The 12,539-nt window shown below is 56.2% G+C and carries 10 protein-coding genes; 8 read left to right on the plus strand and 2 right to left on the minus strand.

Features of this window, described 5'->3' with window-relative positions:
* Positions 1 to 223 precede the first annotated feature (223 nt).
* The 7 genes from HNR62_RS15625 (at position 224) to arsJ (ending at position 8,074) form a co-directional block, all read left to right on the plus strand.
* Positions 224 to 1,000, plus strand: coding sequence for a DeoR/GlpR family DNA-binding transcription regulator (locus HNR62_RS15625; protein WP_204797008.1), 777 nt, complete (start codon positions 224 to 226; stop codon positions 998 to 1,000).
* A 3-nt stretch (positions 1,001 to 1,003) separates the two neighbouring features.
* The gene (gene glmS, locus HNR62_RS15630; RefSeq protein ID WP_204797009.1) at positions 1,004 to 2,836 is read left to right on the plus strand and encodes a glutamine--fructose-6-phosphate transaminase (isomerizing); all 1,833 of its coding nucleotides are present in this window, start codon (positions 1,004 to 1,006) and stop codon (positions 2,834 to 2,836) included.
* Between the two features lie 458 nt (positions 2,837 to 3,294).
* Positions 3,295 to 4,068, plus strand: a complete 774-nt coding sequence (locus HNR62_RS16360) for a metalloregulator ArsR/SmtB family transcription factor (protein WP_204797010.1) — start codon at positions 3,295 to 3,297, stop codon at positions 4,066 to 4,068.
* A gap of 211 nt (positions 4,069 to 4,279) precedes the next feature.
* Positions 4,280 to 5,317, plus strand: coding sequence for an ACR3 family arsenite efflux transporter (arsB, locus tag HNR62_RS15640; RefSeq protein WP_204797011.1), 1,038 nt, complete (start codon positions 4,280 to 4,282; stop codon positions 5,315 to 5,317).
* Positions 5,318 to 5,328: 11 nt separating this feature from the next.
* The gene (locus HNR62_RS15645; protein WP_204797012.1) at positions 5,329 to 5,829 is read left to right on the plus strand and encodes a phosphatase domain-containing protein; all 501 of its coding nucleotides are present in this window, start codon (positions 5,329 to 5,331) and stop codon (positions 5,827 to 5,829) included.
* Between the two features lie 10 nt (positions 5,830 to 5,839).
* The gene (locus tag HNR62_RS15650) at positions 5,840 to 6,844 is read left to right on the plus strand and encodes an ArsJ-associated glyceraldehyde-3-phosphate dehydrogenase (RefSeq protein ID WP_239552871.1); all 1,005 of its coding nucleotides are present in this window, start codon (positions 5,840 to 5,842) and stop codon (positions 6,842 to 6,844) included.
* The gene (gene arsJ, locus HNR62_RS15655) at positions 6,845 to 8,074 is read left to right on the plus strand and encodes an organoarsenical effux MFS transporter ArsJ (protein WP_204797013.1); all 1,230 of its coding nucleotides are present in this window, start codon (positions 6,845 to 6,847) and stop codon (positions 8,072 to 8,074) included.
* A gap of 146 nt (positions 8,075 to 8,220) precedes the next feature.
* Here the strand turns inward: arsJ and HNR62_RS15660 are convergent, their stop codons facing one another.
* Both HNR62_RS15660 and HNR62_RS15665 read right to left on the minus strand, forming a co-directional pair.
* Complete coding sequence (locus tag HNR62_RS15660; RefSeq protein WP_239552872.1) at positions 8,221 to 9,702, minus strand: LuxQ periplasmic sensor domain-containing protein; 1,482 nt, start codon at positions 9,700 to 9,702, stop codon at positions 8,221 to 8,223.
* A 28-nt stretch (positions 9,703 to 9,730) separates the two neighbouring features.
* Positions 9,731 to 10,834 carry a substrate-binding domain-containing protein gene (locus tag HNR62_RS15665; protein WP_239552873.1) on the minus strand — a complete coding sequence of 368 codons (1,104 nt, stop codon included), beginning with the start codon at positions 10,832 to 10,834 and terminating at the stop codon, positions 9,731 to 9,733.
* A 247-nt stretch (positions 10,835 to 11,081) separates the two neighbouring features.
* Between HNR62_RS15665 and paeA the strand changes: the two genes are divergently transcribed.
* Positions 11,082 to 12,398, plus strand: a complete 1,317-nt coding sequence (gene paeA / locus HNR62_RS15670; protein WP_204797015.1) for a polyamine export protein PaeA — start codon at positions 11,082 to 11,084, stop codon at positions 12,396 to 12,398.
* Positions 12,399 to 12,539 lie beyond the last annotated feature (141 nt).

Here is a 12,539-nt window from a genome sequence, read left to right on the forward strand (position 1 = left end):
TGCTCATCAATACAGGCCGGATATACGTATGCAGTTTTATCCTGATTACCGAAAATAACGGAAACCCCACTTGCAGGAAGCGAGGTGTCCATATAGGTACTTGAAGCGTGTCGGACGAGGCAACTCTGTTGCCTCTTCATATCCCCCGATCCAGAAACTATCCATTGATCCATTATCTTTTGATCTGCTAGCATTATGTTTCAAATCGAAACTTAAATAGTCCATGTCGAAACGTAATACCCAACAACGTCGTCATACCATTATCACCTTGCTCACCGAGCAGGGGGAAGTGACGGTCGACGAGCTGTCGCAACGCTTTGAAACCTCCGAAGTCACCATTCGCAAGGATCTGACCGCGCTGGAAAAGAACGGCCTGCTGCTGCGCCGCTATGGCGGTGCTGTGCCGGTGCCGAGCGAAATGGTGGCGGAACATGCCGGCGAGCCGGTGTCGAAACGAAAGCAGGCGCTGGCCAAAGCCGCGGCCGGACGGGTACGTGACCATAACCGCATCATCATCGACAGCGGCAGCACCACGGCGGCGCTGCTGGGTGAGCTGGGTCAGAAACACGGCCTGGTAGTGATGACCAACTCTCTGAATATTGCCAATACCCTGCGCGAGCTGGAGCCGGAGCCGACGCTGCTGATGACCGGCGGCACCTGGGATCCCTCTTCCGAATCCTTTCAGGGCCAGGTGGCCGAGCAGGTGTTGCGGTCCTACGATTTCGATCAGCTGTTCATCGGTGCCGACGGTATCGATCTCGAGCGGGGTACCACCACCTTCAACGAACTGACGGGCCTGTCGCGGGTGATGGCCGAGGTCGCCCGGGAAGTGGTGGTGATGGTGGAATCGGACAAGGTTGGCCGCAAGATCCCCAATCTGGAACTGCCATGGGGTGCCATTCATACCCTGGTGACCGATAGCGGCATAGAAAAAACAGTCCAACAACAGTTAGAGAAAAAGGGGGTTAACCTGGTTATTGCCCCGAACCCTGAGGAATAATTTATGTGTGGAATTGTAGGGGCGGTAGCCCAGCGTGATGTGGCGGAAATCCTGGTGGAAGGCCTGCGCCGTCTTGAATATCGCGGATACGACTCGGCGGGCGTGGCCATCGCCGAAGCCCCGGGACAGCTGGGGCGCCTGCGTCGGCTGGGCAAGGTGCAGGCGCTGGCCGATGCACTTGAACAGCAGCCGCTGGCCGGCGGCACCGGTATCGCTCATACCCGCTGGGCCACCCATGGCGAGCCCTCCGAGCGCAATGCCCATCCCCATGTATCCGGTGACATAGTGGTGGTGCACAACGGCATCATCGAAAACCACGAGGAACTGCGGGCCGAACTGCAGGGCAGAGGCTACGAGTTCAGCTCCGATACCGACACCGAAGTGATAGCTCATCTGGTGCATTACCACCGCCAGCATGCAGATTCATTGCTGGCGGCACTGCAAACCACGCTGAAAGAGCTTCGTGGTGCCTACGGTACCGTGCTGATGGATGTGCGGGATCCCTCCCGGGTGGTGGTGGCGCGCTCCGGTTCGCCGCTGGTGATTGGCCTGGGGTTGGGCGAGAACTTCATCGCCTCGGATCAGCTGGCGCTGTTGCCGGTGACCCGCCGCTTCCTGTTTCTGGAAGAAGGCGATGTGGCGGAGGTGACCCGTCGCGAAGTCAATGTCTTCGATAGCCAGGGCAACCCAGTGGTGCGTGACGAACTGGAGTCCGACGTCACCCACGACGCGGGTGACAAGGGCGAATATCGCCATCATATGCTCAAGGAAATCCATGAGCAGCCCAAGGCGATTACCGACACCCTGGAAGGCCGGATCACCGAATCGGCGGTGGTGGTGGAATCCTTCGGCAATGGTGCCCGCGAAATTTTCGAAAAGGTAGAGCATATCCAGCTTATCGCCTGCGGCACTTCCTACCATGCGGGCATGGTGGCCCGTTACTGGTTCGAGGCCCTTGCTGGTGTGTCCTGCGACATCGAAATCGCCTCGGAATTCCGCTATCGCAAGTCGGTGGTGCGTCCCAACAGCCTGCTGATCACCCTGTCCCAGAGCGGCGAGACTGCCGATACCCTGGCGGCGCTGCGTCTGGCCAAGGAGTCTGGTTTCATGAGCAGCCTGGCCATCTGTAATGTGCCCGGCTCGTCATTGGTGCGGGAGTCGGATCTGGCCTTCATGACCCGGGCCGGTGCCGAAATCGGGGTGGCGTCTACCAAGGCCTTCACCACCCAGCTGGCCGGTTTGCTGATGCTGGTGGCGGCGGTGGGCCGCTGTCGTGGCAACATGACGGCGGAAACCGAGACCGGGCTGGTCACGGCGCTGCGCGCCCTGCCGGGCCACATCGTCGATACCCTGGCCCTGGCCGGAGATATAGAAGTGCTGGCGGAGGAGTTTGCCGACAAGTACCACAGCCTGTTTCTCGGCCGGGGCGAGCAGTATCCCATCGCCATGGAGGGGGCGCTCAAGCTCAAGGAGATCTCCTATATCCATGCCGAGGCCTATGCGGCCGGCGAGCTCAAGCACGGCCCGCTGGCGCTGATCGACGCCGACATGCCGATTATCGTGGTGGCGCCCAACAACGATCTGCTGGAAAAGCTGAAATCCAACGTGGAAGAAGTTCGCGCCCGGGGCGGGATTCTCTATGTGTTTGCCGACAAGCAGGCCGGCTTCAAGGGCGATGCCACCATGCGGGTAATGCAGGTCAACCATGTGGAAGAGGCCATTGCCCCCATCGTCTACACGGTTCCCCTGCAGTTACTGTCCTACTATGTGGCGCTGATCAAGGGCACCGATGTGGATCAGCCGAGGAACCTGGCAAAATCCGTGACGGTGGAATAATCCGGGCAGTATGGCCGATGATTGTGGTGGGCTGAAAATAAAGTCTCATCATTGAAAATATAGTTTCATCGTTGAAAATAGCCGGCAATGCCCAGCGGAAGCTGGGCATTGCCGTATATGCGACAGTTTTAAGGCACCCCTCAAGCCTGTCCTGAGCGGCGGCCTTCACCGCCATGCCATCTTCCTCGAACTGCCTCAATTGCTCTTATCCTCCTTTAACCTCCTTTAACCTCCTTTAACCTCCTTTAACCTCCTTTATCTTCCTTTAACCCCCCCACCGACGGCCATCTTCAATTTCACTGACGAAACCGGTTTGTCGTCATCGCAGGTCATTATATGTCCCGGAAACAGGCCGGATCTGACATGAAATACGAAACTCCGTATATGCATCAGGTTGTATATCTTTTTTTTCGTATGTAAAATCCTGCCAAATTACACAGGTGATAGGTGGGTATGCAATGAAACGAGTGCTGTTTGTCTGCACGGCCAATTCTGCCCGTTCGCAGATGGCGGAGGCCTTGCTGCGCCACTTCGGCGGCGACAGTTTCGAGGTGTTCAGTGCCGGCACGGCCCCCTCCGACATGGACCCGCGCACCGTTAAGGCCCTGCAGAATTTCGGGCTGACAACCGAAGGGCTGGTATCCAAATCGATCGAGAGTCTTGAAGATCAGCATTTCGACTTCGTGATCAGCTTGTGCGACAAGGCACATCGAGAGTGCCGCCACTGGCCCGGCAGTGGCGTCGTCATGGCATGGGACTTTCTCGATCCCAAGGCGTTTGCACTCACGCTGCAGGAACTCGGTGAACGGATCCGCCTGTTTGTGCTGGTCAACAGCAAAGAGGTCAAATCTGAAATCAAGCCCGTACAGCCGTTGGACTTTTACAAGTCACTGGCGGATGAAACCCGCCTCTTGAGTTTGCTGTTGATTGAGCGTGAAGGGGAGCTGTGTGTCTGTGAACTGATGGCGGCACTGGATCTGCCGCAACCCAAGATCTCAAGACACCTGAGCCAGTTGCGCAAAGTGGGCTTGCTGCTGGATCGGCGCCAGGGGCAGTGGGTGTTCTATCGAATTCACCCGCTGCTGCACGACTGGATGCGAGGCATTCTAAAAGACACGCTGGAACACAGCCCGCAACTGCTGGAGCAACCCTGGTCCCGCCTGAACACCATGAATTCACGCCCTTCACAAGGGGGCAACGTCTGTGACAAGGAGAGCGTTAATGACGCATGAGATGAAGGGTTTGCCCAACCTTGACGTTGAGCAGCTTCCTGCATTGGATCAGGAAGCATTACGTACTTCAGGGCCCGAGCATGCGCCCAGAATTCTGCTGTCGTATGGATCTTTGCGCCAACGTTCCGACCGCTACTCCGAACGGGTAGAAAGTGCCGCACAGCTGTCGGCCCGGGTTAACCAGAGGTCCATCTGAGGGAGCATGAATTAAATGGGTATTTTTGAACGTTACCTGACCCTTTGGGTCGCACTCTGCATTCTTGCGGGGGTGGTACTGGGTAATCTGGTTCCCGAGCTCTTTGGTGTCATCGCCCGGCTGGAATTTGCCCACGTCAACCTGGTGGTGGCGGTGTTCATCTGGGTGATGATTTACCCCATGATGGTGCAGATCGACTTCAGTGCCATCAAGAACGTGGGGAAAAAGCCCAAAGGACTGATGCTGACGCTGATCATTAACTGGCTGATCAAGCCGTTTACCATGGCGGCACTGGGCTGGCTGTTTTTTCGGGTAATTTTTGCCGACTGGGTAGATCCCCAGAGTGCCGGTGAATATATCGCCGGTATGATCCTGCTGGGTGTGGCGCCCTGCACCGCCATGGTGTTTGTCTGGAGTCAGCTGACCAGGGGGGATCCCAACTACACCCTGGTGCAGGTGTCGGTCAACGACATCATCATGATCTTCGCTTTTGCGCCGATTGCCGCCTTCCTGCTGGGGGTCAGCGACATTCAGGTGCCCTGGGAAACGCTGCTGCTGTCGGTGGTGCTGTATGTGGTGCTGCCGCTGGTGGCCGGAGTCTGGACCCGCCACCGGTTGGAGCGCAAGGGAGATGGCGCTCGTCTGAACCACTTTCTGCGGGTACTCAAGCCCTGGTCGATTCTGGGCCTGCTGGCCACCGTGGTATTGCTGTTCGGGTTTCAGGCCGAAACCATACTTGCACAGCCTCAAACCATCGGTTTGATCGCCATTCCGCTGCTGATCCAGACCTATGGTATCTTCATCATCGCCTATGCCGCCGCCTGGTGGTTGCGTCTGCCGCACAATGTGGCCGCCCCGGCCTGCATGATTGGCACTTCCAATTTTTTCGAGCTGGCGGTAGCGGTGGCGATCTCGCTGTTCGGGCTGCACTCGGGAGCGGCGCTGGCGACTGTCGTTGGCGTGCTGGTGGAAGTGCCTGTCATGTTGTCCCTGGTTTATTTCGTAAACAAAACCCGCCCCTGGTATGCCCGCAAAATCGGGTATGCCCAATAAGAGGATTGATTATGTCTGTATCGTCTCACCCGTCCTGGTCGCTCCCCATTCAGCAGGGCACCTTGCTGCTGACGCCCTGTCCGGGTACTCAGGGAATCGAATTGTGTGAGTCCCTGTCACAACTGAAAGCGGGCGGAGCCACCGCCATCATCACCTTAATGACGGCCGCCGAGTTGAGCGAAGAAGGTTTTCAGGATTTTTCCTCTGCGGTAAAGGCGGCGGGGCTGGACTGGTTTCACCTTCCGGTACCGGATGATGATCTGCCGGGGGCAGACTTTGACCTTGCCTGGAATGCCTGCAGCGCAGCGCTCCTGCAACGCTTGCAGTCGGGCGATACCCTGGCGCTGCATTGCAAGGGAGGCTCCGGCCGTACCGGGCTGGTAGCCGCAAAACTGATGCTCGCCGCCGGGTGCCCCCCCGAAGCTGCAATCACGGCGATCCAGGCGCTACGTCCAAAGGCGTTCAGCCATCCGGCTCAACGCAGCTATGTTCTGAACTCAGTCACGCCTTAAGCGGAGAAACATGATGACCATTAAAATAGGTATTAACGGTTTTGGCCGCATGGGCCGTCTGACCATGCGCGCCCTCTTTGATCAAAGCGAGGTCGAGATTGTCCAGATCAACGATCCTGCCGGTGATGCCGCCACCCTGGCACATCTAATGAATTTCGATTCGGTACATGGTCGCTGGCAACACGAGGCGACTGCCGAGGACGATGTCATGCTGATTGGTTCCCGCCGGATTGCCGTCAGCCGTAACACGGCCATTGCAGACACCGACTGGTCGGGTTGTCAGCTGGTGATCGAAGCCTCCGGAAAAATGAAAAGCAAGGCCGTGCTGCAGGCCTACCTGGACCAGGGCGTCCAGCGGGTGGTGGTAACTGCGCCGGTGAAGGAAGAAGGTGTGCTCAATGTGGTGATGGGGGTCAACGACCACCTCTATGATCCGGCCCGGCATTCCATAGTGACGGCGGCATCCTGCACCACCAACTGCCTGGCGCCTGTGGTCAAGGTGATCCATGAACAACTGGGCATCAAGCATGGCTCCATGACCACCATTCACGATATCACCAATACCCAGACCATTCTGGATGCGCCCCACAAGGATCTGCGCCGGGCCCGTGCCTGTGGCATGAGCCTGATTCCCACCACCACAGGGTCGGCCACGGCCATTACCCATATCTTCCCGGAGTTGAAAGGCAAGCTGAACGGCCATGCCATTCGGGTGCCGCTGGCCAATGCTTCACTCACCGACTGTGTGTTTGAAGTCGAACGCGCCACCACGGCAGAAGAGGTCAATGCCTTGCTGAAAGTGGCCGCAGAGGGCGAGCTGAGTGGCATCATGGGTTACGAAGAGCGTCCGCTGGTTTCCATTGATTACAAAACCGACCCCCGCTCCAGCATCATTGATGCCCTGTCCACCATGGTGGTGAACGATACCCAGGTAAAAATCTATGCCTGGTACGACAATGAGTGGGGTTATGCCAATCGCACCGCCGAACTGGCGCTGAAGGCAGGACGCAGCTAAATGCTGAGCCAGCTCTCTCCCGCGATTCGCCAGTATCTGGTGGTGACCGGCAATTACTGGGCCTTTACGCTGACCGATGGCGCCCTGCGCATGCTGGTGGTGCTGCATTTTCATGGTCTGGGTTACTCACCCTTGGACATCGCCCTGCTGTTTCTGTTTTACGAAATCTTCGGGGTGATCACCAATCTGGTGGGGGGCTGGCTTGGCGCTCACCTGGGCCTGAACCGCACCATGAATATCGGTCTGATGTTACAGGTGGCGGCCTTGGCCATGTTGCTGGTGCCTGCCGCCTGGCTGACCGTGCCCTGGGTGATGGCCGCACAGGCATTGTCGGGGGTTGCCAAGGATCTCAACAAGATGAGCGCCAAAAGCTCCATCAAGCTGCTGGTGTCGTCGGAGGCCCAGGGCAGGCTCTATCAGTGGGTTGCGCTGCTCACCGGTTCCAAGAACGCGCTAAAGGGCGTGGGCTTTTTCCTCGGGGGGGCCTTGTTGATGGGAATGGGCTTTACCAGCGCGGTGGCATCGATGGCGGTTGCCCTGACATTGGTGTGGCTGTTGAGTCTGGTGCTGCTGAAACAGGATCTGGGCAAAGCCACAAACAAGCCCAAATTCCGCGATATTTTATCCAAAAGTCCGGCCATCAATGTGCTTTCGGCCGCGCGAATGTTTCTGTTTGGTGCTCGTGATGTCTGGTTTGTGGTGGCGCTGCCGGTGTTTCTGTCCCAGACACTGGGCTGGAACCACAGCCAGACCGGTGGCTTTATGGCCCTGTGGGTGATCGGTTACGGTCTGGTGCAAGCCCTGGCGCCGCGTATTACCGGCAAAGCCTCGGGGAAAGTACCCGATGGCCGGGCGGCGACGGTGTGGGCCTTGCTGTTGACCCTGCTGCCCGGGGGGATTGCGCTGGGACTCATGACCGCAGTGGATCCTACAACCGTGCTTATCGGCGGCCTGCTGTTGTTTGGCGCCGTGTTTGCGGTCAATTCATCCCTGCACAGTTATCTTATCGTCAGCTACGCCGGTCGTGATGGCGTCTCCCTGGATGTGGGCTTTTACTATATGTCCAACGCCATGGGACGTCTGCTTGGTACTGTACTGTCCGGCTGGATATTCCAGTGGGCGGGGCAAGGCAGCGCCGGCATGCAGGCCTGTTTGTGGGTATCAATGGCGTTTCTGCTGCTGACGTCACTTATTTCCATCAAGTTACCGCGCTTGAACCCATCGGTTTGATAGGCAGCCTTTACACTTTTTGTGATGACACTTAATTTTCATCCCATCGTTAAGAACAGGCTGCCATCCCTCTGGTAGCGGTTGAAGCGGCTCGTTTTTTGAATCCTGAAGCGGTTCTGGTCATGGTGGCCGGAACCGCTTTTTGCTTATGGGTTCCGTCCTGTTCGGGTGCTCGTTCTCTGGCTGGCTCGCGGGCCTTGCCGGTCTTCTGCCTCAGCATTGGACGCGTCTGGCAAGGGTTGCTGAATGCCTTTGAAGATGGATATATCCGAAAAGACGACAACATAGTGGCTTATCTCGTCATTCATTTCTCGGAGTGTGGTGATCGATAGCCTGATGAGGCTGTGGGGACTGTTTTTTGAATGACCGGGTATTTCGCCCTGCCAACTGCCGGTCACTTTGGCCATGTGCCATGAAAGCCGCCACGTCTTGTCTCCAAATACCCGGTGTAACACGCTGGATGGCAACTGACCTGCGATTTCATCCCGACTCTGGCCGGTGATCTGGGTATAGGCCTGGTTGATATATATAAGATGACGAGCGCGATCGAAGATAACGACGGCCTCCGTCATGTTTTCGAGCACCAGCCTGTTAAGGCGCAATGATTTTTCGGCCTGTTCCAGGCTGGTTCCCAGAAGGTTGAACTCCTCGATGCGACCGGGCTGAAAAGAGGCGGCTTGACCATGACTCACCTGCTCGGCAAACCGGGTCAGGTTGTTCAATGGCGAGGAGATCAGTTTCAGGGTATAGAGTGACAGGGCCAGGGCGGTGATCAATACCAGTATCAACACCAGCAGGGAGTGGTGGCCGTAGGTCTGTTGTAATTGCCGGAACATGGTGTCATCGGTCAGCAGCAAGAGTTGCAGTTCGCTCTGCTCACCATTGATAAGCAGAGGCTGCAGGCTGAAATAATAGCCATGCTTCTGGTCATGCTTCTGGTTATGCTTCTGGTCATAGGGACGCAGGCTGGACAGGGCCTGGGTGAATATCTCGGAAGGTATGTCACTGTTGATAAAGGCCGGCCCCACCGGTTTTCCGCGCAGGATAAGCTGTATATTGATGTTCTTGATCCCCTGCCCCAGCAGGCTCAACAGGGTCAGGTTGTCATTCAGAACCAGACCTCCGAACAGGCTGCCGATTACCTGTCCCGAATCCGGCGACAGTATGGGGTAACGCTGTATCCATGCCGTCAAGGGGGCGGGTGAGGGATCCAGCTCGATACCGGCCCATTTGTTATAGAAGGGGGTATCGGCAATCAGCGATGCCAACCGATGTTCCAGCAGGTAGAGGGGGGAGTTCATATTGGCCCAATACTGCTCCTGCCGTGTCAGTATCAGCAGATCCAGGTATTCACCATGGCTATTATTCAGCGTCTTCTGCAATACGTCCCTGGCCGCTTCCCTGTCGTCACGCAACAGGATGGCGGCCAGCTCCGGATGTTCGGCCGTGGCTGATAACAGGTGATCCAGGCCGCTCAGGTAGCTGTCGAGGCGGCCCTGTACCCGATTGTTGGTTTCCTGTAATTGATGGCGAATACTTTCATCGACCATCTTTGAAGTACTGTTATAGGTCAGCGTCAGCACGGCCACGGCAAGCAACAGAAATGCAGGCAGCAGCAGTACCAGCATCAGTCTGAGCAAGCGCCTGGTGCGGGGGCTACTTCGAGTAACGGAAAGCATGGGCTTTGAGGCGGTCCAGTTCTGTGGTGGGAGTGTCTTGGTCAACGATGGCGAAGTCCCCGCTGTAGACCCGGGGTACAAGATGGGTCTTTCCTTCCTGATCCAGGCGGATGGCTTCCGCCATGGCGACACCGTTATCATCGTTCATGCGCATCACGGTCAGATCAAGGTGGCCCAGGGCCAGGGCTTCAAGCTCGGCGCTGCCTCCTCCCCATCCGTTGAGGATAATCTTGTCTTCCTTGTTCAATTCTTTCAGGGCGTCGATGGCGCCGAAGGCGATATCCGTGGTGGTGGCATAAATCAGGTTGATGTCCGGCTTGGTTGCCAGCGTTTGAAGGACCGCCTGCCGGGCTTTTTCCCGGTTTACATCGGTATAAAAGGCCTGGCGCAGGGTAAAGCCGGGCTGGGTTGATGTCAGCCGGATAAACTCATCCCCTCTTGCCTGGCTGACATAACCCCGGGTGCCATACAGCATCAGATAGTTGGCCTGCTTTCCGGTCATCTTGTTAATAGCATCACTCAAGAGCCGGGTTCCTTCCTGGTGATCGAATCCTACATAGAAAAACGGCTGGTTTTTGCCCCAGTGTTTCAGCGGTGTGGTGATATTCATCAGAATGAGCTTGGGGCGGCCCCGAGCCATCATCTTGTCTATCAAGACCCGGTGACGCATTGAGTTCAGGGTAAAGATGAGGTAGTCGGGATCGCTCTTCAGGGCTTCAACCAGCTGTCGCTCCTGCTCCCTTTGGCTGGTTTCTGGTCGGAAGGAGTAGCTTGTCAGGGTAAAGGGCAGGCCTATTTCCCGCAGGCGAGCGGTCAGGCTTTGCCGGTTGCGAAACCAGTAATCCGACACCTGCTGATCGGGGATGAGCATGGCGATGTGCACCGGTTTGTCTGCTGGCGTCGTCCAGGGCTCGGCGGCTTGCCGTATCCGTGCCGAAAAGGCATCGGACAGAGGTCGCTGTTGTGGAAAAGCATCCAGATATTCCTGAAAAGACCAGTGGTCCAGGTTTTGCTCCAGGGCCCAGACGGGCAGCATCAGGCCGGACAGTATCCAGCCGAGCAGTAATCGTCTTATCAACATTGGTATTATCCGTACGCTTTATTATCTGAATGACAGTGTCCAATAGTGGACTCACTAAGAGCTTTTACTTTGTCGAATGAGAGCAAGTATCACGACAATGTTTTTCTTTTTACAGCACTTTCTTGATATCACTTCAGATCCAGCCTGAAACCGCAGGCCGACTTCTGTTAAATTCTACACGCCATGATATCCTGAACCGGTTTTTCCGGCTTTTACTTCCCTTTCTTTTTTACCGGTGTGCATCACTATGACGTTATTTGAGAACCTGCTGGTACTCGTTCTGCTGGTCGCTATCAGTTCATTCTTTTCGGTATCGGAAATTGCCCTGGCCGCATCACGAAAAATGAAATTGAGGTTAATGGCCAGTAATGGCGAGCCCAATGCCGAAAAGGTGCTGATGCTGCAGGATCAGCCGGGGAACTTCTTTACCGTGGTGCAGATAGGTCTCAATGCGGTGGCGATTCTGGGGGGTATCCTGGGTGAGGCCGCCTTTACGCCTTTTCTCACCAATCTGCTTCAGACCTTCTTCGATGGCGTCTGGATCGAAAAAACGGCGTTCCTGCTGTCTTTTTTTGTGGTGACCTCCTTGTTTATTCTGTTTGCCGACCTCATGCCCAAGCGGCTGGCGATGATAGCGCCGGAACGGATTGCCGTGTCGGTGGTACGACCGATGGCGTTTTTTCTCGTCTTTCTCAAGCCGCTGGTCTGGTTTTTCAATGGCCTTGCCAACCTGTTCTTTCGACTGTTCAAGGTGCCCACCATGCGCAAGGACGAAATTACGCCGGAAGACATCATTGCCATGATGGATGCGGGGGCTCAGGCCGGGGTCTTGCAGGAGCAGGAACATCACCTGATCGAAAACGTGTTTGATATGGAGTCGCGCACCGTGACCTCGGCCATGACGACGCGGGAAAGTCTGATCTATTTTACCCTCACCGAGAGTCAGGACAGCATCAAGACCAAGATTGCCGAGCATCCCCATGCCAAGTTTCTGGTGTGTGAAGACAGCCTCGACAAGGTGGTCGGCTACGTCGACTCCCGCGATATTCTGATGCAGGTATTGCACCAGCAGCCGATATCACTGCAAAAAGAAGGCATCATCCGTAACCCTCTGATCATTCCGGATACCCTGTCCATGTATGAGGTGCTGGAGCACTTCAAAACGGCGGGGGAAGATTTTGCCATTATCATGAACGAGTATGCGATGGTGGTCGGCATTATCACCCTTAAAGACGTGATGAGCATCGTCATGGGCGAACTGGTGCAGTCTCAGGAAGACCACATAGTGTCGCGCGATGCCAACTCCTGGCTGGTAGAAGGGTCGACGCCGCTGGAAGATGTGATGAGAGTGCTGGATATCGACAGCTTCCCCAATGATGAAAACTACGAAACCATCGCCGGCTTCATGATGTACATGCTGCGCAAAATACCCAAGCGCACCGACTTCGTGCTGCACTCGGGCTACAAATTTGAAGTGGTCGATATCGATAATTACAAGATAGACCAGTTGCTGGTGACCAGAATAGGCTCGACCGAGCCCGCCCTGGAAGACAAAATGCAGTAAAAACGACCTTGTTGGTGGATGTTTGTTCAAGTGGTGCGAAAGTCGATGTTTTTATCAAAAAAGCCCTTGCGCAAAATCGGCGGCTCCCTATAATGCGCATCCACTGACACGGGGCAACACGCCAACGGTCACAAGGGTTCG

This window comes from Oceanisphaera litoralis (assembly GCF_016907015.1).
Taxonomy (GTDB): Bacteria; Pseudomonadota; Gammaproteobacteria; order Enterobacterales; family Aeromonadaceae; genus Oceanimonas; species Oceanimonas litoralis.